Origin of the sequence: Pseudorhizobium xiangyangii (assembly GCF_020531965.1) — a bacterium.
Lineage (GTDB): Bacteria > Pseudomonadota > Alphaproteobacteria > Rhizobiales > Rhizobiaceae > Neorhizobium > Neorhizobium xiangyangii.
Genome location: NZ_JAJAWH010000011.1, coordinates 135,538 through 161,040 on the forward strand (window position 1 = coordinate 135,538; position 25,503 = coordinate 161,040).

The window sequence follows — 25,503 nt, forward strand, 5'->3', positions numbered from 1 at the left end:
TGTTGGCCTTAGCCCATATACTTCCGCTCGACAAATGCCGCACGCGCAGGGGATCTTTCGAAGAAGTTGATACTAGGGTTTTTGCTTCGCATGTGCAAAAAGGGCCTCAACCAAACTGAAAACCAAGGGGCCTTGGCTGCATGTCAAAATTCGACGTTCTTACGGTAGGAAACGCTATCGTGGACATTCTTGCACGATGCGATGACAGCTTTCTCACCGAGAACGGGATCATCAAGGGTGCGATGAATCTCATCGACGCAGAGCGGGCGGAATTGCTCTACTCGAAGATGGGGCCGGCGGTTGAAGCCTCCGGCGGCTCGGCAGGCAACACCGCGGCCGGCATTGCTAGCCTTGGAGGCAAGGCAGCGTATTTCGGCAAGGTTGCCGAGGATCAGCTGGGAGCGATTTTCCAGCACGATATCCGCGCGCAGGGCGTTCACTACCAGACGAAGCCGGAAGGTGCCCATCCGCCCACAGCCCGCTCGATGATCTTCGTGACCGCCGATGGCGAGCGGTCGATGAACACCTATCTCGGGGCCTGCGTCGATCTGGGGCCGGAACACGTCGAACCGGATGTCGTGGCGCAGTCTGCGGTCACCTACTTCGAAGGCTATCTCTGGGACCCGCCGCGGGCGAAGGAAGCGATTCTCGATTGTGCTCGCATCGCCCATGAAAATGGTCGCGAGGTCTCCATGACGCTGTCGGATCCCTTCTGCGTCGGACGGTATCGTGCGGAATTTCTCGACCTCATGCGCTCCGGCACGGTGGACATCGTGTTCGCCAACAAACAGGAAGTGCTATCCCTCTACGAGACCGAGGACTTCGATCTCGCCCTCACCAAGATCGCTGCCGACTGTAAGCTGGCCGCCGTGACGCTGAGCGAAGAAGGAGCGATCATCGTGCGTGGCGATGAGCGGGTGAAGATCGATGCGTTTGCCATCCCCGAGCTGGTCGACACGACAGGAGCAGGCGATCTGTTCGCTTCCGGCTTCCTGGTCGGCTACACCCAGGGGCGCACTCTTGCCGATTGCGGCAAGCTCGGTTGCCTGTCGGCCGCGATTGTCATCCAGCAGATCGGGCCCCGCCCGATGCAGTCGCTGAAGGACGCCGCTACGCGGGAAGGTCTTCTCTAGACTTCGCGCCTACTTGAAGGCCTCGCCGGGATAGGCACCCCAGATCTCGGCCTGATTGACCCAACCTTCTGCACCGTTGACGGATGAATGGCACCAGTCGCCATTGCATTCGTCGACGGTGATCACCACGCCCGGCTGGAGCTTGGCGGTCACGGCAGCGCCGCTCTGTGGTTCGCGGCGCATGTTGACGAACACGTCGCTGCCCTTTCCACGCATCCACGGTGCGGCAACTGCGGTGCGGTCGCCGGACAGGAGTGCCTGGTTCACCCATCCCTCTGTGCCATCCGCATCACGCACCCGCCGCCAGTTGTCGTATTCCTGTATGATTTCCATCGGCGTACCGGCCTTCATGTACATCCAGGCGACCGCGTAGTCCGTGCTGGGGCCAATTCGGATATTGACGCGCTTCGATTTCAGGCTGACGAAGCGTGGCAGTGGAAGGCCGCTGGCTCCCTTTCCGGCACCCTGGGCGAGCGTTGGCGAAGCCGCTGAAATGACAGTGGCAAGTCCGATCGATGCAGCTATGACGGTCGTGAGAATAACGCTACGCATGCGTGTCGTTCCAAAGTTCTTCGGTCCCGAACGTACCGGTTGCGAGGAGATTCCTGCCGGGCGCAGCCGAGACATCAACCCTCGCAAGAGGTTTTGTTTGTCTTCGCTGACGGGTCTGGTAGAAACGCCCTGGATATGTCGATTATCGCGCGACTTGGTTAAGGACCTCTGAATACGACGCCCATGACAGCGAAGAAGAAGCCCCAGGTCTACATCACCCGCAAGCTGCCCGATGCAGTGGAGACCCGCATGCGCGAGCTCTTCAACGCGGAACTCAACATTGACGACACGCCACGTACCCGCGACGAACTCGCCGCGGCAATGAAGACTGCCGACGTGCTGGTGCCGACAGTGACCGACCGGATCGACGAGGCGCTGATCGAGGAAGCCGGGCCGCAATTGAAGCTGATCGCCAGCTTCTCGAACGGCACCGACCATATCGACATCGATGCGGCCGCAAGGAAAGGCATCACCGTTACCAATACGCCGAACGTGCTGACCGAAGACACCGCCGACATGACCATGGCGCTGATCCTGGCAGTGTCGCGCCGGCTGACCGAAGGCGCGCGGATACTGACGGACCATGCGGGCGATTGGGCCGGCTGGTCGCCGACGTGGATGCTTGGGCGTCGGATCTGGGGCAAGCGGATCGGCATCGTCGGCATGGGCCGGATAGGCACTGCCGTTGCACGCCGCGCCAAGGCTTTCGGCCTGTCCATCCATTACCATAACCGCAAGCGCGTCAACCCGGCGACGGAGGAGGAACTCGAGGCCACCTATTGGGATAGCCTCGACCAGATGCTCGCGCGGGTCGACATCGTTTCCGTCAACTGCCCTTCGACCCCGGCAACGTTTCATTTGCTGTCGGCGCGGCGGCTGGCGCTCATGCAGCCGACCAGCCTTATCGTGAACACGGCGCGAGGCGATATCATCGACGAGACCGCCATGATCCGGCTCCTGCGTGAAGAGAAGATCGCCGGAGCGGGCCTCGATGTCTATGAAAACGAACCGGCGATGAACCCGAAGCTCGTCAAGCTGGCCAATCAGGGCAAGGTCGTGCTGCTGCCGCATATGGGATCGGCAACGATCGAAGGCCGCATCGACATGGGCGACAAGGTCATCATCAACATCCGCGCGTTTTTTGACGGGCATCGCCCGCCAAATCGGGTCTTGCCCGGCAGGTCGTGATGCGCTGGCCGGTAGCAGGTGCCGGCCTGCTTAGCCATCTCGCTCATTCTGCAGCCGCATCTGCGGCCCTGCGCTTGTAACGGATCGTCTCGAAGCGGGCGGCAAGCGAATCGTAGAGGAGAAGGCGGCCGACAAGCGGCTCCCCTATGCCGGTGAGCAGCTTGATTGCCTCCATGCTAATCAGCGTGCCGATAACGCCGGTAAGCGCCCCGATGATGCCGGTTTCGGCGCAGGAGGGTATGAGGCCCTGCGGCGGCTTCTGCGGAAAGAGGTCTCGATAGGTCGGGTTGAGCTGGCCGTCCGCGCCGGCCTCATAGGGTTTCAACACTGTCACCGAGCCGTCGAAACGGCCGACTGCACCCGTAACCAGGGGGACTTCGGCCTGCAATGCCGCGTCCGCGGCAGCATAGCGGGTGTCGAAATTGTCCGAGCCATCCACCAGAAGATCGAAGAGCGGCAGATGGGTCGCGGCCCAGGAGAGCGAAAAGCGCTCTTCGTAGCTCAGCACCCGTATCCCGGGATTGAGCCTTGCGAGAGCGCTGCGAGCGCTTGCGGTCTTGGCTTCGCCAATCGTTCCCGTATCGTGGATGACCTGTCGTTGCAGATTGGACAGGGAGACCATGTCGTCGTCGATGATCCCGATGGTACCGACGCCGGCCGCAGCCAGATAGAGGAGCACCGGTGCGCCAAGGCCACCCGCACCGATGACGAGGACACGCGCACTCCTCAACCGCTGTTGCCCTTCGCCTCCGATCTCCGGAAGAAGTATGTGGCGCCGATAGCGCTCGATCTCGTCTGGCGTCAGTTGCATGGGATGATTCTAGCGCATCGACCCGAGAAGCGGAATTGATTTTCGGACGGCAAGGCGCATGGATTGGCCGAGTTGGAGCCTCCTTGTGCGTGCAAAGGGACGCACGGAGTTCTGGCAGGTTGGCGGCAAGGAAAGCACGCCTTAGGCTCGGATACTGCCGCCCTCGACGGTGAAGAACTGCGCCCGATCCGCCAGCGTGGAAAACATCGATTGATCGGTGCCGGTCATGAAGGATTGGCCACCGAGATCGTGGATGAGGTTGAACAATGCGGTGCGCCGACCCTCGTCCAGGTGGGCGGCAATCTCGTCCAGGAGCAGTATGGGGGCGAAGCCGGTCATGTTGGCGGTAAGACGTGCATGCGCAAGGATAAGCCCGATCAGAAGAGCCTTTTGCTCGCCGGTGGAGCAGCGCCCGGCATCCATATCCTTTTCGCGGTGGCGGACCAGAAGGTCGACCCGGTGCGGACCTTCCAGCGTCCGACCGGCGGCTCCATCGCGTCCGCGCCCCTCGCGCAGCATGTCGATATAACGGTCCTCGAGATCCGCGGCAGGCGTGTCGAGAGCCCCGTCAAGAAATCCCTCCAGCGCAAGGACGGGGGATGGGAATGGCGTTTGCTCCGAGGCCATCGACAAATTTCGCAAGAGGCCCAGCATTTCCTGTCGTGCGGCCGCCATTGCGATCCCCAGCCCCGCCATCTGTGTCTCTATGGCGGTCAGCCAGGACGGGTCGTATCGCCCTTCGGAGAGAAGTCGGTTGCGGCTGCGCATCGTGCGCTCGAAGTCGCTTGCGCGGCGGCCGTGGCCCGGATCGATCGACAGGACGAGCCGGTCCAGGAAGCGTCGCCGATCGGCGGAAGGCCCTGTAAACAGGCCGTCCATCGCTGGCGTTAGCCACAACACGCTCAAATGATCTGAAAGTTCCTCGGTCGACTTGGCTGGCGTTGCATTGATCCGCAGGCGCCGCGTCGTCGTCTCCCCATCGCCGTCTACGCCTGTCCCGAGCGAAACCTCGCCTTCCATGCCATCGACGTCGGCAAAGACGGAAAAGCCGCCGCCGGCGCCGACGCGAGTGACATCGGTTAAAACAGCCCGGCGAAGACCTCGGCCCGGGGAAAGGAAGGATACCGCTTCGAGAAGATTGGTCTTGCCCGCGCCATTCTCGCCGGTCAGCACTACATGCCTGTCGTTGAGAGACAGCGCCGCCTCCGCATAGTTGCGGAAATCGGTGAGCTTGAGACGGGAGAGGGATGCTTTCTGCGCCATGGGAATCCGTTGTCTGGCAGAGGAGCTAAGGGTTCTGGCGCGGGATGGCAAGCACCGGCTTTCACAAGGTCAGTTCGCCCCGTATGCTATTCCGTCTTCATGTATCGCGCGGCGATCTCAGATGTACCTGAGCCTTCGGAACTTTCCTCCCGTTCGGCAGTTTCCTGCGCGACATCCGCGCATATCCAATCTCTGATGTCTCCGGAGGCGGCTCATGGTAATGCACGATGATATGACGCCGGACGAAGCCCGGCGCGACCACCGCCAGATGCTGTGGTTCCTGGCCATCAATGCGGCATTTGGCATGGTTCTCGGCTTGTTTATCGCTTCTGCGCTGTTCTGGTTCAATCTCTATGGGCTTGGAACCCTGATCACCCGGTCCGAGACGCCGGTGCTTTCGTTCGCGTTGATCGCCTTCCCGCTTGCGCTGACCTTTGGGGGTGCGGTAACAGCCTCGGCTATCATGCTGATGCCCTACAAGCGGAGGAAGGAGCTGTAGCGCTCGCTTCCCGTGAGGGGTCGGATAGAGAAAGCGCTTACATGACCGATAACGACGACCGCGTGACAAGGCTGGAAGAACTTGCCGCCCATCAGGCAAAGATGATCGAGGAACTGTCCGACCAGTTGGCAGAGCAGTGGAAAATCGTCGAGCAGACGAGAGCCAAGCTCGACCGCCTGACCGAGCGGTTCCTTTCGCTGGAGGAGTCGTCCCTCGACGCACCACCGATCACCAAGCCACCCCATTACTGATAGGGTCCCTCCGAATATCGCACTTGATCGGCGTCAAGTTCCAATCGCCTGACCATGCTATCAGGGAGCGCCGCACGAACAGCGGCTGCCCTTAAGCTGGACCATATCGATGCACGTTCTCCCCTTTATCGCCGGCATTCTTCTTCTGCTGTTGACGCCCGGTCCGACCAATACGCTGATGATGCTGGCCGGCTATGCGCGCGGCTGGAAATCGTCGCTGACGCTGGTGGTGGCGGAACTGGGCGGTTATCTGACGGTCATCATTCCCGTCTGCCTCGTGGCGGCGCCATTTTTCACGGCCTATCCCGTTGCGCTGCTGTGGGCCAGGGGTGCCGCCGTCGTGTGGATACTATTTCTCAGCTGGCGTCTCTGGCGTTCCGCGGGAGAGGATAAGCCAGCCGGTGGCGAGGTGGATGCACGGCGTGTCTACGTAACGACAGTCCTCAATCCGAAGGCGCCGATCATTGCCCTTGCCATCATGCCGCAGGGGGCGTTCCTGGAGATACTGCCCTGGCTCGGACTGTTCTCGGGTCTGGTCCTGTTCGCAGCCAACAGCTGGATCGTCGGCGGCGCGCTCGTCGCCCGGGGGGCAGGTTCGATGCTTTCCCCGCAGACGGTCAAGAAGGTCGCTGCCACGGGTCTCCTCGGCTTCGCGGTCCTGCTTGCAGGATCCTCTGTCCACGCAATGTCGTGAGCGTTCCGCGGGTTATCCTAAAAATAAAAGGCAGCGGAGTGATCCGCTGCCTTTGTTCATTTCGGAATCTGCTGCCTTTGCGGTGAGGCTTTGAAGGACCGGACCCTACCGGCCCTTGGCATAAGCTTCGGGCGTTCGTCACTGCAATCGACTGGCTGGAAATCGGGCCAGAGGGCCCGACCGCTCCTTATCCCTCGAAGAATTCCTTCATCCGGGCAAAGAATCCTGTCGATTCCGGATTGTTCTCCTTGGACGAGATGTCGTCGAACTCCTGCAGCAGTTCGCGCTGCCGCTTGGTGAGTTTCTGCGGCGTCTCGATCTGGATCTGGATGTAGAGGTCACCCGTTTGCGCCGAGCGCAGGACCGGCATGCCCTTGCCCCGGAGCCGGAACTGCTTGCCGGGCTGAGTACCCTCCGGAACGGTGACCCGCGATTTAGTCGCATCCAACGTTGCAACATCAAAGGTCCCGCCGAGCGCTGCCGTCGTCATCGAGATCGGCACGGTGCAGAACAGGTCAGCCCCGTCGCGCTGGAAGAACTGGTGCGGCTTCACAGACAGGAAGATGTAGAGATCCCCCGACGGTCCACCGCGCGCGCCGGCCTCGCCCTCGCCCTGCAGGCGGATGCGCGTGCCGTCCTCGATGCCGGCCGGGATGTTGACCGAAAGCGAACGCTCTTCGGAAATCCTGCCCTGGCCATGGCACTTGGTGCACGGGTCGGTGATCGTCTGGCCACGTCCATGGCATGTCGGACAGGTGCGTTCGACCGAGAAGAATCCCTGGCTTGCGCGCACGCGGCCTGATCCATGGCACATGCCGCAGGTCTTGGGCTGCGTGCCGGGCTTGGCTCCCGAGCCGGTGCACACATCACAGGTAATCGAGGTGGGAACCCGGATCTGTGCCGTCTTGCCAGCGTATGCCTCTTCGAGGCTGATTTCCATGTTGTAGCGGAGGTCGGCGCCGCGCTCCCGGCCGCCGGTCGACCGCCGCGCACGACCGCCGCCCATCATGTCGCCAAAGATATCTTCGAAGATATCGGAGAAGCCGCCGGCGCCTGCCGAGAAGCCACCCTGTCCACCCATGCCGCCCTGCTCGAAGGCCGCATGGCCGAAACGGTCATAGGCTGCCCGCTTCTGCGGGTCCTTCAAGGTCTCGTAGGCCTCGTTGATTTCCTTGAACTTCTTTTCGGCCTCGGCGTCGCCCGGATTCTTGTCCGGATGGCATTTCATAGCCAGCTTGCGGAAGGCGCTTTTCAGCTCCTTCTCGTCGGCCGATTTGCCGACGCCCAGGGTTTCGTAAAAGTCTGCTTTTGCCATAGAGGTAACGGCTCCCGAAAGGATTCCGGCTGCACGATGGCAGCCGGATTTCTAGTCGACTATTTGCTGAGGTTTGCCACGGGGAAACCTCAGGCCGACTTCTTGTCGTCCTTGATTTCCTCGTAGTCGGCATCAACGACACCGTCGTCGTCCTTGCCACCCTCGGAACCGTCGGAACCCTCGGCCTGCTGGGCTTCATAGATAGCCTGGCCAAGCTTCATGGACACTTCCATGAGGGTCTGGGTCTTCGCCTGGATGTCATCGGCATCCGGCTCGGATGCTTCGATGGCCGTCTTCAGCGAAGCAACAGCGTCCTCGATCGACTTGCGGTCGGTTTCAGTGACCTTGTCGCCATAATCCTTGAGGGATTTCTCGGTCGAATGGATCAGGCTTTCGGCCTGGTTCTTCGCCTCGACGCCCGCACGGCGCTTCTTGTCGGCCTCGGCATTGGCTTCGGCGTCCTTCACCATCTTCTCGATGTCGGCGTCGGAGAGACCGCCAGAAGCCTGGATGCGGATCTGCTGTTCCTTGCCGGTGCCCTTGTCCTTGGCCGAAACCTGCACGATGCCGTTGGCGTCGATGTCGAAGGTCACTTCGATTTGCGGCACGCCGCGCGGCGACGGTGGCAGGCCGACGAGGTCGAACTGGCCGAGCAGCTTGTTGTCCTGGGCCATTTCGCGCTCGCCCTGCGAAACGCGGATCGTCACAGCCGACTGGCTATCCTCGGCGGTAGAGAAGGTCTGGCTCTTCTTGGTCGGGATAGTCGTGTTACGGTCGATCAGACGGGTGAAGACACCACCGAGTGTTTCGATGCCGAGCGACAGCGGGGTCACGTCGAGCAGAAGGACGTCCTTGACGTCGCCCTGCAGAACGCCGGCCTGGATGGCAGCGCCGAGAGCGACGACTTCATCCGGGTTGACGCCCTTGTGCGGCTCCTTGCCGAACAGTTGCTTGACGACTTCCTGTACCTTCGGCATGCGGCTCATGCCGCCGACCAGCACGACTTCGTCGATCTCAGCTGCAGAAACGCCGGCATCCTTGAGGGCTGCCTTGCACGGAGCAACGGTGCGCTGGACGAGATCGTCGACCAGGCTTTCGAATTTGGCGCGGGTCAGCTTCAGCGTCAGGTGCTTCGGACCGGATGCATCGGCCGTGATGAACGGCAGGTTGATTTCGGTCTGCTGTGCGGACGACAGTTCGATCTTGGCCTTTTCGGATGCTTCCTTGAGGCGCTGCAGGGCGAGCTTGTCGTTCTTCAGGTCGATGCCCTGGTCCTTCTTGAACTCGCCCGCAAGATATTCGACGAGACGCATGTCGAAGTCTTCACCGCCGAGGAAGGTGTCGCCGTTGGTCGACTTCACTTCGAAGACGCCATCGCCGATTTCGAGAACCGAGATATCGAACGTACCACCACCCAGGTCGTAGACGGCGATCGTCTTGCCCTCGGTCTTGTCCATGCCGTAGGCAAGGGCAGCAGCGGTCGGTTCGTTGATGATGCGCAGAACTTCAAGGCCTGCAATGCGGCCGGCATCCTTGGTTGCCTGGCGCTGCGCGTCGTTGAAGTAGGCAGGAACCGTGATGACGGCCTTTTCGACCTTTTCGCCGAGATAGGACTCAGCGGTTTCCTTCATCTTCTGAAGGATCATCGCGGAAACCTGCGCGGGCGAATAGTTCTGGTCGTGAGCCTTGACCCAGGCATCGCCATTGTCGCCCTTGACGATATCGAACGGAACGAGACCCTTGTCCTTTTCGACGGTCGGATCTTCGTAGCGGCGGCCGATCAGGCGCTTGACGGCAAACAGGGTATTCGTGGGGTTGGTGACAGCCTGGCGCTTGGCCGGCTGGCCGACGAGGCGTTCGCCATCTTCGGTAAATGCCACCATGGAAGGGGTAGTACGGGCGCCCTCGGCGTTCTCGATCACCTTGGCATCCTTGCCGTCCATGATCGCCACGCAGGAGTTGGTCGTCCCGAGGTCGATGCCAATAACTTTAGCCATTTCTTCTCTCTCCTTTAAGCGAACCGTCGGAACCCCGCTCAGGCATTCCGCTGACAGTTCCTCGACTGGGATGGTCTTTGTACTTTCACAGCACATGCTGTGTCATGCGGCGTATATAAGGACGGGAATTTTGGACTGCAAGGCAGGACAACCCGCTGACACCAGCAAAAAAACACGCGAATGTGAACGTTCGTGCCGGGCTGCGTCACTGGCCCATGATGAGATCGTAGAGCGTGGTCTGCCGCCGCTGTCCTGTGGAGGCTGTCGAACCGACATCGCCGGGCGGGATCGGTCCTCCGCCGACATCCGCAGGCGGGACCGGGCCACCGTCGGAACCATCGTAGGGACCACGATATTCACGGTAATCGCGATACTCGCCGGACGGAAGGTCACCGGGCGGCGTGACGTCGCCATAGACAGGATCCGCAGGCGGCTCTGGGTACACCTCGCGGCCACCCATGCCGGGAATGACATTGGAGATGATGTCGCCGATCGTGGTTGGACCCGTCTCGGGTTCGACGACCGCCGGTGGCAGGTCGTAGCCGCCGTGGCTGCCGAACAGCGGCGTCGGCGAATATCCCGTGTGCGCCGCCGTCATGTATTCCTTCCACGCCCTGGCGGGCAGACCGCCGCCGGTCACCTTTTTCATCGGCGTGCCGTCGTCGTTGCCGAACCAGATGCCGGTTGTCATGATACTGGTATAGCCGACGAAGAGTGCATCGCGGAACGACTGCGTGGTGCCCGACTTACCGGCCGCCTGCCAGTCGTCGAGGCGTGCGGCTTTCCCCGTACCCTCCTGGATCACCCGCGTCATCATGCTGTTCATGGTCGCGACGATGGCTTCGCTCAGCACACGCGGCGGGTTGTCATAGCTTCCCTCGTAAAGAACATTTCCGTCGGTATCGAGAACGCGGCGCACGATATGCGGCGTCGCCTTGTATCCGCCGTTCATGAACGGCGCATAGGCCGCCGTGAGCTCGACGAGCGGCACCTCGGAGGTGCCGAGCGCGATCGAGGCGTTCGGCTGCAATTCCTGTTCTATGCCCATGCGGTGCGCGAGGCTCACCACTTCCGCCGGCCCCACTTCCATGACGAGCTGGGCTGCGATGGTATTGAGAGATTGCGAGAGCGCGGACGAGATCGTCACGTCACCACGGTATTTCTGGTCGTAGTTTTCCGGCGTCCATTTGCCGATCCGGACGGGCGCATCGCTGCGGATCGAGTCCGGACGAATGCCGGCCTCGAGCGCCGCCGCGTAGACGAAAGGCTTGAATGCGGAGCCCGGCTGGCGCTTGGCGGTCACGGCGCGGTTGAACTGGCTCTGGGCGTAATCCTTGCCGCCCACGAGTGCCCGGATCGCCCCGGTCGCATCCATGGAAACGAGGGCTGCCTGCGACGCATTGAGCTTGCCGCCCTCACCCTCCAGGAGGTCTGTCAACGCCTCCTCGGCCGTGCGTTCCAAGGTGAGGTCGATGGTCGTTTCGACGAGGAGGTCCTGCTTTACCTCGCCGAGTAGCTTCCTGACCTCGTCCATCACCATGTCGGCGGCATAGTGTTCGGCACCGGACCAATAGCTGCGCGCCTTCGTCGGCGGTTGCGACATCGCGGTCTTGATCTCGTCTTCGGTGACGTAGTCTTCTTCCTGCATGGCGCCCAGTACGATCTGGGCACGCTCTTCCGCTGCTTGCGGATCACGGGCGGGCGAAAGTCGGGATGGCGCTTTCAGAAGGCCGGCCAGAAGCGCCGCCTCTCCGAGGTTCACTTCACGCGCGGATTTGTTGAAATATCGGCGGGAGGCCGCTTCCACGCCGTATGCGTTGGAGCCGAAGAACACCCGGTTGAGGTACATCGCCAGGATCTGGTCCTTGGAAAACTTCGTTTCCAGCCAGACGGCGAGCAGCACTTCCTGGATCTTGCGCTCGAAAGTTCGCTCCGGCGACAGGAACAGGTTCTTGGCGAGCTGCTGGGTGATCGTCGAGCCGCCCTGGATCGGTTGCCCCGTTATGTTGTTGATGAAGGCGCGCGTCAGGCCAAGTGGATCGACGCCGAAATGCGAATAGAAACGCCGGTCTTCGATGGCGAGGACGGCCTGCGGAATGAAGGGCGACATCTCCTCGAGCGCGAGCGCCTCGCCGCCCGTGGCGCCGCGATTGGCGATCACCGAGCCATCGGTGGAGACGATCTTGATGTTAGGAGGCCGGTCGGGGATAGACCAGCTGCTTGCCGCCGGCATTTGCGCACCGAAATAAAGGACGAGGCCGCCGACTGCTATCGCGGCCCAGATGCCCAATACGATGCACCAGTACACCAGCGACCGCACGGGGCCGAAGATGCCGCGAGAACGGCGGGTCTGCTTGCGCTTTCCACGGCTTGCGGTTTTCGTGGGTTTCCTGGATTTCGGCGGGCGCTTGGCGTTGCGCGTGCCGATGATCCGATCGTCGGCATCCAGCCGCAGATCGTCCTCGACGTCGTCGCGATCGTCCTCGAACGATGGTTCAACCCGTTGTCGCGATTTGCCTTTGGCCGCCATTCCGCGTCGGTAGCCCCCGTATTCCTTGCCGGCACCAACCGACAGTTCCACTTTGCCCGCGCCTTCGCTGAACTTTAAATGCGGCGATTTAAGGGGGTGTTAAAGATCGGAATATGAATTCGTGTTCTTTAACAGATGTTTGAGAGGGACGTGTTGCCGCCGGTACCGCCGGCGTTACCGGTCCGTTCTCGCGAGAGTATCTTGATGCCATTAGTCGGCGTCTCTAGCTGCGTCGCCAAACAGAAGCCCGTCGAAGATCACGCGACGGCGACCGAATGAGATGTCTGGTGCTGAGGTGATGGCTGCGCAGGCGCAATGGCCCGGCGGCGATCACAAGGAACAATGCATGGTGTCCTTCGTTCCGTTATGGAGGAACACAGGAGACATATCATGCCGAATAGAGATCCCATCCCGAATCCGGCACCTGACACCCCGCGCGGGCCGACGCCGACACCGGGCATTCCCGACCGGACTCAGGGAAAGCCTCCGCTGACACCTGTCCAGGATCCCGCCGACACAAAAAACCCGCAGGATCCCAACTTGAAGCCCGCGCTTCTGCCCATTGGCGATCCCGCCGGCGCGGCGTAAGCGAGCTAACATCTTAGCCAAGGCGGGCGGCAGGCAGAAGATTGCCTGCCGTTTCTGTTCAGGTGCGAATCGCCTGAGTGTGCTGGACACCGACCGACAAGCCTGTGTCGTCGCTGCCTCCCCAAAACCGCAAACCTCTGACATCACAATCTCATGCGCAAGGTCTACACAAGGCGGCCTTCATAAAGCCGCAGTTTGCCCGATGAAATCCCATCGGGGATTGCATGTAAACTCGGGCCGCGGTGTCATGGGGAGGTAGTTTTGCCTACACAGATCGTTCGTAATCCGGTTGGTCCCGATCAACTGAGTATGCTCCAGGAGGTTTTCGACCGGACCTGCGTCGAGCATAACATCAAGAAGGCAAGCCCTGATGGCGAAGCGCTCGCGCTCATTCTGGTGAATTCGATGCAGAAGGGATTGAGCGAGAAAGAGAAGCTCGAATCCCTGGCGCATATTCTTGCTGAAAGTCGAGGTGCCTGAAATCCTCTCGGCGGTGCGCGGAACCGATTACATCCTCATCAGTTGACCAGTCTCTCATGGAACAATGGAGGCTTTGATGGCGGAGACTTTAGGTAGTGTAAGTGCACTGGGTGGTACGGATCAGGATGATAACGACAGGGTCGGACGGGAAATCGCCAGCCTTAGGGCCGAAATAGCCAGCCTGCGAAACCGTCTGGCAGAGCGCGCAGGCGATGCGGCGAGTTACGTGCAAGGCGAGGCGAGTTCGGTGGCAGGTGCCATTCGCGAGCATCCCGCCACGGCGACAACCATTGTTACCTTGGTCGGCGCGATCGGATTTGCCATTGGCTATCTGGTCGGCGTCCAGTCAGCCGAAAACAAGAGCGCTTGGTACAAGCGCTATTATTGAGCGGCAACACTTCCCTCATTTGGAAACTGGCAGACGTCGATCCATTCGGCGCCTGTCAATTCTGCCATTCGCGTCGGGTTGATGCGAACGGCGGCGTTGGAAGCGCCGGCTGCGGGGATGACCTCGACGAAATCCTTTAACGATACGTCGCAATAGACATTTATCGGTGAGGCCAGCCCAAAGGGGCAGACGCCGCCGACTGGATGGCTGGTCAGTTCCAGGACCTCGTCGCCGCCCAGCATTCTCGGCTTGGTGCCGAAACGGTCGCGGAACTTGCGGTTATCCAGTCGCGCCGTGCCGGCCATGACCACCAGGGCCACGCTGTCTCCCGCCCTGACGCAGATTGTCTTGGCGATCTGTTCCGGCTCGACGCCGTGCGCTGCTGCCGCAAGCGGCACCGTTGCGGAGCTCTCGGCGGTAACGATAACCTCCACGTCTGGCGCGTGAGAGGAGAAAAAGTGGCGAACGGATTCAAGGCTCATCCCCTTGGATAGCTTTTTTAGCCGCGATCCTGCAAGTCGAGGCCGAAGCCATGCGAAGGGCGCAATGCTGCGGTGCAAAATATCGACTGTTTTTTAAGCGTGCCTGATGTATAGTCAAAACATCGAAGACGCACTCCTCCTCCCAGCGTTCTTCGATGGGACCGGCAACACCTCCTCCTCCCGGTTGCTGGTCAGTTTCGGAAACCCGGCGCACCTCCTCCCGCGCCGGGTTTTCTGTTTTTCCGGAGGTGGTTCGTCGCGGCGTTTGCGAGACGAAACCTTGACAGAACGGCCCCTCTCTTCTATTTCCCGATCATCGATATTTGTTTGATAAGTCTGCTCTAAGCGCTACGGCGTTCTCGACCATCTTTCCTTCAAATACGAAACTTCAACGTTCCGGAATGTTGGAACAACGCTGATATTTGCGAGAGAAAGGCAATCATTATGGCAACGGGTACCGTAAAGTGGTTCAACGGAACCAAGGGCTACGGCTTCATTCAGCCTGACGACGGCTCCGCCGACGTTTTCGTACACATTTCTGCTGTAGAGCGCGCCGGCATGGGCTCGCTCAACGACGGCCAGAAGCTGTCCTACGAGCTCGTCAGCGATCGCCGTTCGGGCAAGGTATCTGCGGACAACCTGCAGAAGGCTTGAGCCTTACCGATCAAAGACGAAGAAGGCCGGCTCGTCCGGCCTTCTTGCATTTTAGCCCTTGCAAATGAAGCGGCGACTTCCCATCTCAGGCTCAACGGCATTTCCGGCGCAGTGAGCAAATGCGGGAAACCGCGCCATCCTTGGGCAGTTCGACATATTCGTTGTTTACGAAGTGTTAACCAGTTCAAGCGATGATGATCGCCAGGGCCGCGATTTGGCGAAAGCCGAAGCGGACGCGCCGGAATGCCTGTCTCGATTCCTGGGTGACCACGGATGTACTGGCACCAACAGAATCGAGAGTGGAAAGGTCGGGCTTGCCCGGCCTTTTTGTTTTTGGGTGCTCATTTTAGCCTTGAACGCTCCAAGAGGAGCGGACCCTGCGGTCCGCTCCTCTTTTCGTTCTATTCTATGCCGCCAGCGCGGCGATGATGCGTGCCCAGGAACGAATGCCCTTGTGGAAGGACTTCAGGTCGTATTTCTCGTTCGGGGAGTGGATGCGGTCGTCCACCAGTCCGAAGCCGACCAGAAGCGAATCCATGCCGAGCATTTTCTGGAAGTCGCCGACAATCGGGATGGAGCCGCCCATGCCGATGATGACAGCCGGCTTTGCCCACTCGTCCGACAATGCGTTCTTCGCCTTGGTCAGCGCCGGAGAATCGTAGGACAGCTGGATGGCGGGCGAGCCACCGTGCTCATGGAATTCGACCGAGCAGTCGGCTGGGATCTGCGAGCGGACATAAGAACGGAATGCGTCGCGGATCTTCGATGGGTCCTGCTGTCCCACAAGGCGGAAGGAGATTTTCGCGGAAGCCTTGGCGGCGATGACGGTCTTGAAACCCTCGCCGGTATAGCCGCCCCAGATGCCGTTCACTTCGCAGGTCGGGCGTGCCCAGGTGAGTTCCAGTACGGAGCGTCCCTTTTCGCCGGAAGGGACGGACAATCCGACCTCGCCGAGGAAGCTTTCCGCCGAACGTCCAAGCGTCTCCCAGCTCGCCTTGATGTTGGCCGGCGTTTCCTCGACGCCCTCGTAGAAGCCCTCGAGCGTGACCCGCCCGGTCTCGTCACGCAGGCCGGCGAGAATGGTCGTCAGGATATGGATCGGATTGGCGGCGGCCCCGCCGAAGAGCCCTGAATGCAGGTCGCGGTCGGCAGCCGTGATGGTGACTTCTTCTCCGACGAGACCACGGAGTGCCGCCGCAATCGCCGGCGTATCGCTGTCCCACATTCCCGTATCGCAGACGAGTGCGCAGCTCGCCTTCAGCTCGTCGGCATTGGCCTCGAGGAAAGGCTTCAGCGAAGGCGAGCCGGATTCCTCCTCGCCTTCGAACAGGATGGTGACGCGCACCGGCAGGCTGCCATGCACCTCCTTGAAAGCGCGGCAGGCTTCAACGAAGGTCATCAACTGACCCTTGTCATCCGAGGTTCCGCGACCCGTCAGGACCTTGCGGCCGTCGCCGAGATCCTTAACGGCAGGGGTGAAGGGATCGTTCTCCCAAAGCTCGATAGGGTCGATCGGCTGAACGTCGTAGTGACCATAGAACAGGACATGCGGGGCATCGGGTGTCGCGCCGTCGTGATGGGCCACGACCATAGGATGGCCGGGGGTGTCGCGAACCGATGCGTCGAAACCGATCTCCATCAGCGCCGCTACCAGCCATTCCGCTGCGGTGCGGCAATCGGCCTTGTAGGCGGGATCGGTGGAAATGGACTTGATCCGCACGAGGTCGAACAGGCGCTCGAGACTTTTTTCGAGGTTCTGGTCGGCGCGATCGAGAACGGGGGAGAGGTCGGTCATGGCAAAATCCTGTCTGCAATTGCGGGCGGACCTTAGCGCATCGACCCGGAAAGCGGAATCGATTTTGGGAAACTACGATTGCGCAGACCCAAAGTGCTGCGGCGTCCTTGGTGCGCCCAAATGGTGCGCTGCGCTGTAGAGGAAACGGTCGTTCGTTTCGGATGCGGAAGCTTACAGCTTGCGGGCGTTTTCGATCACCATGCGCATATATTCCATCATCAGCTCGCGCTCGAACTGCCGGAAGCCGTCGAAGAGCGCTGCATCGGCTTCTGCTGCGGCATTGATCGCCTGGCGTTCAAGCTCACGACCAAGTTCCGTCAGCCGGATGATCTGGGCTCGACGATCGCGGGGATGCTGCTCGCGCTGGATGAGGCTGTCACGCTCCATCCGGGCAAGAGTGTTGGCGAGCGTTGCCTGCTCCACGTCCAGCCGATCGAGAAGCTGCTTCTGGGTCAGGCCGTCCTCCTGCCAGAGCTCGAGAAGTACAGGAAACTGTCCGGGAGAAAAGCCGAGCGCCGTGGCACGGCGCTGCAGGGAGCGTGCGAAACCCTTGGCGATCTGGCCGGCTAGATATGTCGCGGAATGCGAGCGGTTATACGCCATGGGTCAATCTGGACACCCGTCCCTCCCTCGGAATGCCGACGATATATAGCGCTAGATGCTTTCGCCAAGCCTGCGGCTTGATGGGGTGGCCACAAACGAAAACCGCCATGGCCGGGAGGGGACGGCCATGGCGGTCGATAGGAGGACAAAGGCCCGGAGAGGGGATTAGGCCTTTGCCCGGTCTGGTGCGGCGGGGGACGAGCCAGCAACCAGACTGCGGCGTGATCAATCGCCGGTAACGTTGAGATGTGGAGCGAAATCGGGCTTTTCAAGGGAACCGCATATTACAATTCAGTAACATTCGGGTGATGCTGGACGCCGTGCGGGACGTGAAGAACCCGGATAAGTTTTCGTGGACGGGAAAGGTGCCCCACGCTATTCCATAGCCCATGAAAAAAGGCGATCACCTCTTCCTCGTCGACGGCTCCGGGTTCATCTTCCGGGCGTTTCACGCACTTCCTCCGCTGACCCGCAAGTCCGATGGCCTGCCCATCGGTGCCGTGTCAGGCTTCTGCAATATGCTGTGGAAGCTGTTGACGGATGCGCGCGATACCTCGGTCGGGGTAACGCCGACGCATTTCGCCGTCATTTTCGACTATTCGTCGAAGACTTTCCGCAAGGAGCTCTACGACGCTTACAAGGCGAACCGCTCCGAGCCACCGGAGGACCTGATTCCGCAGTTCGGGCTTATTCGGCAGGCGACGCGTGCTTTCAATCTGCCTTGCATCGAGACGGAAGGGTTCGAGGCCGACGACATCATCGCCACCTATGCGCGCCAGGCAGAAGCGGTCGGCGCCGACGTCACCATCATCTCGTCCGACAAGGATCTGATGCAGCTCGTGACGCCCAACGTCCACATGTACGACAGCATGAAGGACAAGCAGATCGGCATTCCCGAAGTGATCGAGAAATGGGGTGTGCCGCCGGAAAAGATGATGGATCTGCAGGCCCTGGTCGGCGATTCCGTCGATAACGTTCCGGGCATCCCCGGCATCGGGCCGAAGACGGCCGCCCAGTTGCTCAAGGAATTCGGGGATCTGGAGACACTGCTCGCAAGGGCAGGCGAGATCAAGCAGGTCAAGCGGCGCGAGAGCATCATCGCCAATGCCGATCTGGCCCGCCTGTCGCGCCGTCTCGTCGAGCTGGCCACGAATGTGCCGCTGGATGTGCCGCTGGATGGACTGGTGCTCGAGCCGCAGAATGGACCGAAGCTTATCGGCTTCCTGAAGACGATGGAGTTCGGCACGTTGACGCGCCGGGTCGCTGAAGCCTGTCAATGCGATGCGAGCGCCATCGAGCCCGCCGAGGTCACGGTGGAGTGGGGTGCTGCCGCGCGGGGTCCCGATCTTGATGCAGGAACAGACACCGGTGCTGCCGCAGCGGTCGCCCCGGCCAAACCGGCAGCGGCCGATGCATACGCTGCCGCCGCACCGGCGGATCTCGCCAAGGCGCGGGCGGGTGCGTTCGCGACCGCCAATATCGACAAGAGCTGCTACGTCACCGTTCGTGACATAGAGGAGCTCGATGACTGGATACGCGGAGCGCGCGAGACGGGCGTGGTCGCCTTCGAGGCCGAAGGCACATCCATCGATCCGATGCTGGGAGAGCTGGCCGGCATATCGCTGGCGCTAGCCGACAACACGCGCAATCCGTCCGGCCTCGACATTCGCGCCGCCTATGTGCCGTTTGCCCACAAGACAGGTAGCAATGATCTGCTCGGCAGCGGACTTGCGGAGAATCAGCTCGCTCCGGGCGAGGTGCTGGACCGCCTGAAGCCGCTTCTGGAGGACAGCGCGGTCCTGAAAGTCGGTCACAATCTGAAGTTTGCCTACCTTCTCATGAAGCGGAACGGCATCGAGATCACGAGTTATGACGACGTGATGCTGATGTCCTATGTCATCGAAGCAGGCAAGGGCGGGCAGAGCTTGGATTCCCTCTCCGACCGCTGGCTCGGACACATGCCGGCGTCGTTCAAGGACGTGGCGGGAAGTGGCAAATCGGGCATCACGTTCGATCTCGTCGATATAGAACGTGCGACCGGCTATTCCGCCGAAAAGGCCGACATCACGCTGCGGCTTGCAACGATCCTGAAGCAGCGGCTCGTGGCCGAGAAACTCACGCGGGTCTATGAACGGCTGGAACGGCCGCTCGTTTCCACGCTTGCACGGATGGAAGAGCGGGGGATCACGGTCGATAGGCAGATCCTGTCGCGCCTGTCCGGAGAGCTTGCCCAGAAGGCGGCGGCCATCGAGGACGAGATCTACCGGATCGCCGGCGAAAAGTTCACCATCGGATCGCCGAAGCAGCTCGGTGATATCCTGTTCGGCAAGATGGGGCTGCCCGGTGGCGCCAAGACCAAGACCGGCCAGTGGTCGACATCGGCGCAGGTCCTGGAAGAGCTTGCAACCGAAGGCCACGAGTTCCCGCGCAAGATCGTCGACTGGCGTCAGCTGACCAAGCTCAAGTCCACCTACACCGATGCTCTGCCGGGATATGTCCATCCCGACACGAAGCGGGTGCACACGTCCTATTCACTCGCCTCGACGACAACGGGACGCCTGTCCTCGGTCGAGCCGAACCTGCAGAACATTCCGATCCGCACGACGGAAGGCCGCAAGATCCGAACGGCTTTCATCTCCACGCCGGGACACAAGCTGGTATCGGCGGACTACAGCCAGATCGAACTACGGGTGCTGGCGCATGTCGCTGACATTCCGCAACTGCGCCAGGCCTTCGCCGACGGTATCGACATTCATGCCATGACGGCATCGGAAATGTTCGGCGTGCCGGTGGAAGGCATGCCGAGCGAGATTCGCCGCCGCGCAAAGGCGATCAACTTCGGCATTATCTACGGCATTTCCGCCTTCGGCCTCGCCAACCAGCTGTCGATCGAGCGATCGGAAGCAGGGGAATACATCAAGAAGTATTTCGAGCGCTTCCCCGGCATCCGCGACTATATGGAGAACACCAAGGCCTTTGTCCGCGACAATGGATATGTGGAGACGATCTTCGGTCGTCGCGCGCATTATCCGGAGATCAAGTCGTCCAACCCATCCGTCCGGGCCTTCAACGAACGCGCGGCGATCAATGCGCCGATTCAGGGCTCGGCGGCGGACGTCATCCGTCGCGCCATGGTGAAGATGGAGCCGGCGCTGAAAGACGCGGGTCTGGGTGATAAGGTGCGTATGCTACTGCAGGTCCACGACGAACTCATTTTCGAGGTCGAGGATGCCGAGGTGGATGCCAGCGTGCCGATCATCGTCTCGGTCATGGAGAATGCTGCCATGCCGGCGCTCGACATGAGAGTGCCGCTGAAGGTGGATGCGCGGGCCGCGTCCAACTGGGACGAGGCGCATTAGGATCGGTTATCGCCATCAGGCGATCGCCAGATAGTTCGACAGCGCTTCCACCAAGGCGTTGCCGGCGTCCTCCAGGGTGCCGCTGTTGTCGATCGTCACGACGTCATAGTCGCCGTCGAGCGTGGGCGAGCTGCGCTCAAGCCGCCCGAGGATCTCTTCCCGCGTTTCGCGTCCACGAGCTTCCAGGCGCTCGGCCAGCACTTCAGGCCGGGCGGTGATGTTGATGACTGTCATGGCGGGGAAGGCGGCCTTGAAGCGGGGCAGCGCGGAACGTGAGCCATTGGCAATCACGAGCTGTCCGTTGGCGATCTGCATCAAGGTCCGAGACGGGATACCGTACCTCAGCCCATGGGCTTCCCACGAGACGGCAAAGCTGCCGCTCTCAGCCATGTGGTCGAATTCTGCCTCGGAAACGGCGTCGTGATCTTCTCCGCCGGCGTTTCCGTCACGCGTGATGACGCGCCGGACGAAGGCGATGTCCTGCCGGCCGTTCAGATGACTGGCCGCATAGGCCATCAGCGTGTCCTTGCCGGCACCGCTCGGTCCGACGACGACCACCATATGGCCCGCCATATCGCCCTTGACGCCAGTACTGCCCGCCGCGTGAACCATCACGCCACCCGCCGGCCTTCACGCCAGGTCGCCCGTACGACGGGCACTCCGTGGTTGCGGTGAACACGTACGAGGTCGGCACGCAGGCCGGGCGCGATCTGGCCACGGTCGTCGAGCCCGACGGTGCGTGCCGGGGTGGCGGTGACCATGGCGAGCGCCTTCGGCAGGCTTATGCCCTCCACTTCGTCGGAAAGCACGAACGGCGCGTGCAGCAGGCTGAGCGGGACATAGTCCGAGGAAAGGACATCCAGCACGCCGCGTTCCGCCAGATCGCGCGCGGCAATATTGCCGGAATGCGACTTGCCGCGAACGATATTGGGCGCCCCCATGAGCACGCTCATGCCGGCCTTGTGGGAGGCTTCGGCGGCGTCGAAGCTGGTCGGGAACTCGGCCAGCCGAACGCCGTGGCCGATCGCTTCATCCACATGTTCGAGTGTAGCATCGTCATGGCTTGCCACCGTGATGCCGCGTTCGGCGCACTTGCGGGCCAGTTCGTCGCGGTGGGCCGCGGAATACCTGGCCGATGCTGCCTGCCGCCGCGTCACGAAATGGGCGAAGGCTTCGTCGCTCAGGCCGCGCTTTTCCTTGTAGTAGAGGATGTACTGATCCATCGACTGGAACTGGCGCTGTCCGGGCGCGTGGTCCATGAGCGATACGAGGCGCACGTAGGGGTCGTTCTCGAAATCCTCGAAATGCGCCAGTACGTTGTCGGAAGAGACTTCGCAGCGCAGGTGGAAGAGGTGTTCCGCGCGCAGCCGGCCGTCCTTCTGCGCCGCCTGGATGGCATCGGCCAGGCCGCGCATTTCGCCCTTCTCGAAGCCGCCGTCCTCGTCGGCGCCCATGCGCAGGCAATCGAAGACCGTCGTGATGCCGGACGTGGCGACCTGGGCGTCATGGGCCTGGATGGCGGCCGTCGTGTTCCACCGCACGCCAGGGCGCGGCGAATAATGCTGTTCGAGATGGTCCGTGTGCAGCTCGATCAGGCCGGGGATCAGGAAATCGTCTTCCAGATCCTCGCCCGCCCGCGTTGCGCCCTCGGAAATATCCGCGATACGGCCGTCACGGATGAGAACGGAGCCGGAGAGGATCCGGTCCTCGAGAACGATGCGGGCATTCGAAAGAACGGTTTCGGCGCTCATGGGAGGATCTTTCTGCTTTGCTCCGGCAAGCCGAGCGGTTGCCAGCGGTGAATGGTGAAGGGCGCGCCCCGGGCGCTCTCTGTGAAAAGAGCCAGCCCGTCTATGGGAAGAGCGGCATCCGTATACCGTGAAAAGCGCATTTGAAGCTCGTCTCGCACCTGCGGCGCAAGCGTCGTTTCGATAGGTCCGGTCAGCGTCATGTGGAATCGGAACTCCTCCATGACATAAGGGTAGCCCCACTGCAGCAGGTAGCTGCGCTGGGCTTCGCTCAGACGTTCGGGACGGCGTCGGGCGACGTCCGCTTCCGAAAGCGGCGCACGGAAAGGCTCGAATTCCTCGACCACCGATGCCGCGAACTCCTGCAGCGAAGGATAGACCGAATGCGGAACGAGAGCGAAGAAGGGTCCAAGCTGGCCAAGAACGAGCCGCGGGATCTCGAATGCCGTCATCGATGCCGCAAAGCAATCGAAGGCCTCTATGAGGTCAGCTTCCGTCTGCCCTTCGCGAAGCTCGAACGGGGCTTTCAGTGTGGCATGGAAGCCGTAGCGTTGCGGGTCTGCGACAAGGCCGTGCCACTGCTCGGCCGGCATTGGCAGCGAGGCAGGGGGACCGAATGTCTCTCCGGAAAACGCGTCGCGGCCAAGCCAGCGGCTGGCGTCGGTCGTCAACGGATCATCGGGGGCGGGAGCGTAGTATATGGCGTAGCGCAAAATCGAATCCAGAATCAGAGAACCGCTGGAAGCGTAGCGGCAGAGGAGGTTCGGAAACAGAACCTGCGCTAAAAGATTTCCATGACAGAATGATGATGACGGACGGCTTTTAATGAGCCGCCTGTCCGATTAGGCGCGAACGGATGGCGTTGGAGATGTTGTCGAACAGGAACACCACCAGCAGAATGAGGAGCACCATGTAGGCGACCTTGTCCCAATCGGCATTGGTGCCCATCGCTTCGAGAAGCTTGAGGCCGATGCCTCCGGCACCGACGGCACCGATTACGGTTGCGGAGCGGATGTTCGATTCCCAGAAGTACAGCGACTGGGAGATGAAGACCGGCAGGACCTGCGGCACGACACCGAAGCGGTTGACGACGGCCGGGCTTGCGCCGACCGACTTCACGCCCTCGCGCTGCTTGTCATCGACGTTTTCCAGCGCTTCCGCGTAGACCTTGCCGAGTGCGCCGCTGTCGGTGAAAAAGATCGCCGCGATGCCGGGGATCGGCCCGGGGCCGAAAGAGCGCGTGAAGAACAGCGCCCAGATCAGCATGTCGATCGAGCGCAGGAAGTCGAAGCAGCGCTTCATGAACCAGTTGGCGGCACGGTTCGGCGTGATGTTGCGGGCTGCGATAAAGGCGAGCGGAAAGGCGACCAGCGTGCCGAACAACGTACCGACAAAGGCCATGACCAGTGTTTGCATCAGCTTCGACAGGATGTCGGAATGCTGCCAGACGTTGTTGCCCAGGAAATCATCGACCATATGGCCGAAATTGCTGCGGTCCGGATCGATGCGTTCGCCGAAGGTCGCAAGCACCAGAAGTTCGCCATAGGTCCTGCCCCAGAATTCGGACTTGGTGTCGAACAGGAAGTTTGCCCAGCCGATGAAACGCCGCTGCACGTAAACCTGGCCGGTGCGGATTTCCGCCTGGCCTTCGAAACCGTAGTCGACGAGGACCTTGTTGCCGTCCTGGGTGATCGCGGACGGTGCGCCTTCCGGTGCGGTCGCAGCATCAACGGTGATGGTGACGGGATAGGCAGTCCCGCCGAGATAGACCTGGACCAGACTGGGCGTGACATCGAGGCGATCGTCGTCGTTTCCGTAGGTCACGGCATAGCCGCCCGCTGCCGTCGGCTGCAGCCAGGATATGTTGGCGTCGGCCGGATACTGGCCCCGGCTCGACCACTGGGCCCGCACTGTGCCGTCTTCCTCGAAGCGCAGGCGCGGTTGGGCGCGCCAGGAATACCAGTCCTGGACGTACAGCGAAGCACGATCCCAGCGGCCCTGCATGAAGGTTGGTCCGACATTGAACGCGAAGAAGCAGATGATGAGGTAGACGGCGACGATGCCGGCGCCGACTGCCAGGCCGTAGCGCTGCCAGAAGCTGCGATGAAAGACCTGCGGGTAATCCGCGAGCAGTCGTTCGCGATCCGCGGTGTTGATGGAGGGAACCGATGGCATCAGGCTGCTCCCCTGCCGAATTCGAAGGACTGTTCACCCACGAGCCGGCGACGCAGCCAACCGGAGAACTGGTCGATGACGATGATGCTGACCAGCAGCAGGATGATGATGGCGTAAGTCTTGGCGGCGTGGTCACGGCCGATCGCCAGCCGGAAGACCTCGCCGATGCCGCCGCCGCCCACCGCACCGATGATGGTGGAGGCGCGCACGTTTATCTCAGCGCGCAGCAGCGTGTAGGATACGAAGTTCGGGAGAACCTGAGGAACGATCGCAAAACGCACCCGTTCCGCCCAGTTCGCGCCGGCTGCACGCAGGCCTTCATCCGGCTTCATGTCGGCATTTTCGACGACTTCGAAGAACAGCTTTCCAAGCGCGCCTACGGTGTGCACGGTGATGGCGATGATCGCCGCGATCGGACCGATGGACAGAATGGCGGTCAGGAGCCCCGCGATGACGATCTCCGGAAAGGCGCGCATCACTTCCATGATCCGGCGAACGACAAAACGCGTGGCGCCGGCACCGACCAGATTGGTCGAGGCGAAGAAGCAGAGTGCGAAGGCGGCAGCCGCACCCACGATGGTCGAGACCAATGCAATGTTGATGGTGATGATCAGCTGGTAGAGGAAATGCGGAATGTAGAAATTCTCGGTCAGATAGACCCGGTCGCTCGTATAATCGTACTTGAGCGATCCGTCCGCGTAGGGGGATTGCAGGTCGAACATCGCCCGGATGATCTCCATCGGGCTGTCCGGCACGAAGTGGGTTATGAAATCGAAGAGGTAAGGCAGCCGTTCAAAGAACTTGCCGGCATTGGCATTGTTCGCGAAGTTCAGCGATGCGCCGAGCACGATCAGGAACACCACGATCGATATGGCGGTGTAGATCCGGCGTGTCTTGAGCTGCTGCTGATAGTGCCGCATCGTCAAGGATGCCGCGGAGCCGAGCCCGCCGGGATTGTTTGCGCTGATATCCGCCATGCCGTAACTCTCTTTGGGAAA

24 protein-coding genes are annotated in these 25,503 nt (G+C 61.2%); 10 read left to right on the plus strand and 14 right to left on the minus strand.

Annotation, left to right across the window (positions count from 1 at the left end; translation table 11 throughout):
* Nucleotides 1–140 precede the first annotated feature (140 nt).
* Nucleotides 141–1,133 (plus strand): adenosine kinase, encoded by a 993-nt coding sequence (locus LH464_RS12150; protein ID WP_226786644.1) that lies wholly within the window; start codon nucleotides 141–143, stop codon nucleotides 1,131–1,133.
* Nucleotides 1,134–1,142: 9 nt separating this feature from the next.
* On the opposite strand, the gene LH464_RS12155 is transcribed toward LH464_RS12150, so the two are convergent.
* Nucleotides 1,143–1,685: an SH3 domain-containing protein gene (locus tag LH464_RS12155; protein ID WP_226786645.1), complete on the minus strand. Its 543-nt coding sequence runs from the start codon at nucleotides 1,683–1,685 to the stop codon at nucleotides 1,143–1,145.
* 183 nt (nucleotides 1,686–1,868) lie between these two features.
* Between LH464_RS12155 and LH464_RS12160 the strand changes: the two genes are divergently transcribed.
* Complete coding sequence (locus LH464_RS12160; RefSeq protein ID WP_226786646.1) at nucleotides 1,869–2,873, plus strand: 2-hydroxyacid dehydrogenase; 1,005 nt, start codon at nucleotides 1,869–1,871, stop codon at nucleotides 2,871–2,873.
* A 43-nt stretch (nucleotides 2,874–2,916) separates the two neighbouring features.
* Here LH464_RS12160 and moeB read toward each other — a convergent pair whose 3' ends face one another.
* Nucleotides 2,917–3,684 (minus strand): molybdopterin-synthase adenylyltransferase MoeB, encoded by a 768-nt coding sequence (gene moeB, locus LH464_RS12165; protein WP_226786647.1) that lies wholly within the window; start codon nucleotides 3,682–3,684, stop codon nucleotides 2,917–2,919.
* Nucleotides 3,685–3,825: 141 nt separating this feature from the next.
* On the minus strand, nucleotides 3,826–4,947 hold the full coding sequence (gene recF / locus LH464_RS12170; RefSeq protein WP_226786648.1) for a DNA replication/repair protein RecF: 1,122 nt from the start codon (nucleotides 4,945–4,947) through the stop codon (nucleotides 3,826–3,828).
* A gap of 214 nt (nucleotides 4,948–5,161) precedes the next feature.
* Between recF and LH464_RS12175 the strand changes: the two genes are divergently transcribed.
* The 3 genes from LH464_RS12175 (at nucleotide 5,162) to LH464_RS12185 (ending at nucleotide 6,391) form a co-directional block, all read left to right on the plus strand.
* Nucleotides 5,162–5,446 (plus strand): hypothetical protein, encoded by a 285-nt coding sequence (locus LH464_RS12175; RefSeq protein ID WP_226786649.1) that lies wholly within the window; start codon nucleotides 5,162–5,164, stop codon nucleotides 5,444–5,446.
* Nucleotides 5,447–5,487: 41 nt separating this feature from the next.
* Nucleotides 5,488–5,697 (plus strand): SlyX family protein, encoded by a 210-nt coding sequence (locus LH464_RS12180; protein WP_226786650.1) that lies wholly within the window; start codon nucleotides 5,488–5,490, stop codon nucleotides 5,695–5,697.
* A 109-nt stretch (nucleotides 5,698–5,806) separates the two neighbouring features.
* Complete coding sequence (locus tag LH464_RS12185) at nucleotides 5,807–6,391, plus strand: LysE family translocator (RefSeq protein WP_226786651.1); 585 nt, start codon at nucleotides 5,807–5,809, stop codon at nucleotides 6,389–6,391.
* A gap of 187 nt (nucleotides 6,392–6,578) precedes the next feature.
* Here the strand turns inward: LH464_RS12185 and dnaJ are convergent, their stop codons facing one another.
* From dnaJ to LH464_RS12200, 3 genes are all read right to left on the minus strand, one after another.
* Nucleotides 6,579–7,706 (minus strand): molecular chaperone DnaJ, encoded by a 1,128-nt coding sequence (dnaJ, locus tag LH464_RS12190; protein WP_226786652.1) that lies wholly within the window; start codon nucleotides 7,704–7,706, stop codon nucleotides 6,579–6,581.
* A gap of 89 nt (nucleotides 7,707–7,795) precedes the next feature.
* Nucleotides 7,796–9,703 carry a molecular chaperone DnaK gene (dnaK, locus tag LH464_RS12195; RefSeq protein ID WP_226786653.1) on the minus strand — a complete coding sequence of 636 codons (1,908 nt, stop codon included), beginning with the start codon at nucleotides 9,701–9,703 and terminating at the stop codon, nucleotides 7,796–7,798.
* Nucleotides 9,704–9,908: 205 nt separating this feature from the next.
* Nucleotides 9,909–12,233, minus strand: coding sequence for a transglycosylase domain-containing protein (locus LH464_RS12200; protein ID WP_226786688.1), 2,325 nt, complete (start codon nucleotides 12,231–12,233; stop codon nucleotides 9,909–9,911).
* A gap of 390 nt (nucleotides 12,234–12,623) precedes the next feature.
* Between LH464_RS12200 and LH464_RS12205 the strand changes: the two genes are divergently transcribed.
* The 3 genes from LH464_RS12205 (at nucleotide 12,624) to LH464_RS12215 (ending at nucleotide 13,689) form a co-directional block, all read left to right on the plus strand.
* A complete protein-coding gene (locus tag LH464_RS12205; RefSeq protein WP_226786654.1) occupies nucleotides 12,624–12,821 on the plus strand; it encodes a hypothetical protein in 198 nt (65 codons plus the stop codon).
* A gap of 261 nt (nucleotides 12,822–13,082) precedes the next feature.
* Nucleotides 13,083–13,301 (plus strand): hypothetical protein, encoded by a 219-nt coding sequence (locus LH464_RS12210; protein WP_226786655.1) that lies wholly within the window; start codon nucleotides 13,083–13,085, stop codon nucleotides 13,299–13,301.
* 76 nt (nucleotides 13,302–13,377) lie between these two features.
* Nucleotides 13,378–13,689 carry a hypothetical protein gene (locus tag LH464_RS12215; protein ID WP_226786656.1) on the plus strand — a complete coding sequence of 104 codons (312 nt, stop codon included), beginning with the start codon at nucleotides 13,378–13,380 and terminating at the stop codon, nucleotides 13,687–13,689.
* On the opposite strand, the gene LH464_RS12220 is transcribed toward LH464_RS12215, so the two are convergent.
* Nucleotides 13,683–14,171: a YbaK/EbsC family protein gene (locus LH464_RS12220; RefSeq protein WP_226786657.1), complete on the minus strand. Its 489-nt coding sequence runs from the start codon at nucleotides 14,169–14,171 to the stop codon at nucleotides 13,683–13,685. The genes LH464_RS12215 and LH464_RS12220 overlap by 7 nt on opposite strands.
* Nucleotides 14,172–14,615: 444 nt before the next feature.
* Between LH464_RS12220 and LH464_RS12225 the strand changes: the two genes are divergently transcribed.
* The gene (locus tag LH464_RS12225; RefSeq protein WP_226786658.1) at nucleotides 14,616–14,825 is read left to right on the plus strand and encodes a cold-shock protein; all 210 of its coding nucleotides are present in this window, start codon (nucleotides 14,616–14,618) and stop codon (nucleotides 14,823–14,825) included.
* A 406-nt stretch (nucleotides 14,826–15,231) separates the two neighbouring features.
* On the opposite strand, the gene LH464_RS12230 is transcribed toward LH464_RS12225, so the two are convergent.
* A complete protein-coding gene (locus LH464_RS12230) occupies nucleotides 15,232–16,620 on the minus strand; it encodes a dipeptidase (protein WP_226786659.1) in 1,389 nt (462 codons plus the stop codon).
* Between the two features lie 171 nt (nucleotides 16,621–16,791).
* Nucleotides 16,792–17,223 (minus strand): MarR family winged helix-turn-helix transcriptional regulator, encoded by a 432-nt coding sequence (locus LH464_RS12235; RefSeq protein ID WP_226786660.1) that lies wholly within the window; start codon nucleotides 17,221–17,223, stop codon nucleotides 16,792–16,794.
* Between the two features lie 389 nt (nucleotides 17,224–17,612).
* Here LH464_RS12235 and polA point away from each other — a divergent pair, with 389 nt between their 5' ends.
* Nucleotides 17,613–20,582, plus strand: coding sequence for a DNA polymerase I (gene polA, locus LH464_RS12240; protein ID WP_226786661.1), 2,970 nt, complete (start codon nucleotides 17,613–17,615; stop codon nucleotides 20,580–20,582).
* Between the two features lie 15 nt (nucleotides 20,583–20,597).
* On the opposite strand, the gene phnN is transcribed toward polA, so the two are convergent.
* The 5 genes from phnN to phnE (LH464_RS12265) form a co-directional block, all read right to left on the minus strand.
* Nucleotides 20,598–21,194 (minus strand): phosphonate metabolism protein/1,5-bisphosphokinase (PRPP-forming) PhnN, encoded by a 597-nt coding sequence (gene phnN / locus LH464_RS12245; RefSeq protein WP_226786662.1) that lies wholly within the window; start codon nucleotides 21,192–21,194, stop codon nucleotides 20,598–20,600.
* On the minus strand, nucleotides 21,194–22,333 hold the full coding sequence (locus tag LH464_RS12250; RefSeq protein ID WP_226786663.1) for an alpha-D-ribose 1-methylphosphonate 5-triphosphate diphosphatase: 1,140 nt from the start codon (nucleotides 22,331–22,333) through the stop codon (nucleotides 21,194–21,196). Before LH464_RS12250 ends, phnN begins: the two co-directional genes overlap by 1 nt.
* Nucleotides 22,330–23,043 (minus strand): DUF1045 domain-containing protein, encoded by a 714-nt coding sequence (locus LH464_RS12255; protein WP_226786664.1) that lies wholly within the window; start codon nucleotides 23,041–23,043, stop codon nucleotides 22,330–22,332. The genes LH464_RS12250 and LH464_RS12255 overlap by 4 nt, the downstream gene beginning before the upstream one ends.
* A 109-nt stretch (nucleotides 23,044–23,152) precedes the next feature.
* Nucleotides 23,153–24,505, minus strand: coding sequence for a phosphonate ABC transporter, permease protein PhnE (gene phnE, locus LH464_RS12260; protein ID WP_226786665.1), 1,353 nt, complete (start codon nucleotides 24,503–24,505; stop codon nucleotides 23,153–23,155).
* Entirely contained in the window at nucleotides 24,505–25,482 is a 978-nt protein-coding gene (phnE, locus tag LH464_RS12265; RefSeq protein WP_449301441.1) for a phosphonate ABC transporter, permease protein PhnE, read from the minus strand. Before phnE (LH464_RS12265) ends, phnE (LH464_RS12260) begins: the two co-directional genes overlap by 1 nt.
* Nucleotides 25,483–25,503 lie beyond the last annotated feature (21 nt).

Excerpts from the sequence above, each read along its gene's own strand:
- LH464_RS12150 (WP_226786644.1), top strand. The coding sequence starts at position 141 with ATGTCAAAATTCGACGTTCTTACGGTAGGAAACGCTATCGTGGACATT.
- LH464_RS12155 (WP_226786645.1), bottom strand. The coding sequence starts at position 1,685 with ATGCGTAGCGTTATTCTCACGACCGTCATAGCTGCATCGATCGGACTT.
- LH464_RS12160 (WP_226786646.1), top strand. The coding sequence starts at position 1,869 with ATGACAGCGAAGAAGAAGCCCCAGGTCTACATCACCCGCAAGCTGCCC.
- moeB (WP_226786647.1), bottom strand. The coding sequence starts at position 3,684 with ATGCAACTGACGCCAGACGAGATCGAGCGCTATCGGCGCCACATACTT.
- recF (WP_226786648.1), bottom strand. The coding sequence starts at position 4,947 with ATGGCGCAGAAAGCATCCCTCTCCCGTCTCAAGCTCACCGATTTCCGC.
- LH464_RS12175 (WP_226786649.1), top strand. The coding sequence starts at position 5,162 with ATGGTAATGCACGATGATATGACGCCGGACGAAGCCCGGCGCGACCAC.
- LH464_RS12180 (WP_226786650.1), top strand. The coding sequence starts at position 5,488 with ATGACCGATAACGACGACCGCGTGACAAGGCTGGAAGAACTTGCCGCC.
- LH464_RS12185 (WP_226786651.1), top strand. The coding sequence starts at position 5,807 with ATGCACGTTCTCCCCTTTATCGCCGGCATTCTTCTTCTGCTGTTGACG.
- dnaJ (WP_226786652.1), bottom strand. The coding sequence starts at position 7,706 with ATGGCAAAAGCAGACTTTTACGAAACCCTGGGCGTCGGCAAATCGGCC.
- dnaK (WP_226786653.1), bottom strand. The coding sequence starts at position 9,703 with ATGGCTAAAGTTATTGGCATCGACCTCGGGACGACCAACTCCTGCGTG.
- LH464_RS12200 (WP_226786688.1), bottom strand. The coding sequence starts at position 12,233 with ATGGCGGCCAAAGGCAAATCGCGACAACGGGTTGAACCATCGTTCGAG.
- LH464_RS12205 (WP_226786654.1), top strand. The coding sequence starts at position 12,624 with ATGCCGAATAGAGATCCCATCCCGAATCCGGCACCTGACACCCCGCGC.
- LH464_RS12215 (WP_226786656.1), top strand. The coding sequence starts at position 13,378 with ATGGCGGAGACTTTAGGTAGTGTAAGTGCACTGGGTGGTACGGATCAG.
- LH464_RS12220 (WP_226786657.1), bottom strand. The coding sequence starts at position 14,171 with ATGAGCCTTGAATCCGTTCGCCACTTTTTCTCCTCTCACGCGCCAGAC.
- LH464_RS12225 (WP_226786658.1), top strand. The coding sequence starts at position 14,616 with ATGGCAACGGGTACCGTAAAGTGGTTCAACGGAACCAAGGGCTACGGC.
- LH464_RS12230 (WP_226786659.1), bottom strand. The coding sequence starts at position 16,620 with ATGACCGACCTCTCCCCCGTTCTCGATCGCGCCGACCAGAACCTCGAA.
- LH464_RS12235 (WP_226786660.1), bottom strand. The coding sequence starts at position 17,223 with ATGGCGTATAACCGCTCGCATTCCGCGACATATCTAGCCGGCCAGATC.
- polA (WP_226786661.1), top strand. The coding sequence starts at position 17,613 with ATGAAAAAAGGCGATCACCTCTTCCTCGTCGACGGCTCCGGGTTCATC.
- phnN (WP_226786662.1), bottom strand. The coding sequence starts at position 21,194 with ATGGTTCACGCGGCGGGCAGTACTGGCGTCAAGGGCGATATGGCGGGC.
- LH464_RS12250 (WP_226786663.1), bottom strand. The coding sequence starts at position 22,333 with ATGAGCGCCGAAACCGTTCTTTCGAATGCCCGCATCGTTCTCGAGGAC.
- phnE (WP_226786665.1), bottom strand. The coding sequence starts at position 24,505 with ATGCCATCGGTTCCCTCCATCAACACCGCGGATCGCGAACGACTGCTC.
- phnE (WP_449301441.1), bottom strand. The coding sequence starts at position 25,482 with ATGGCGGATATCAGCGCAAACAATCCCGGCGGGCTCGGCTCCGCGGCA.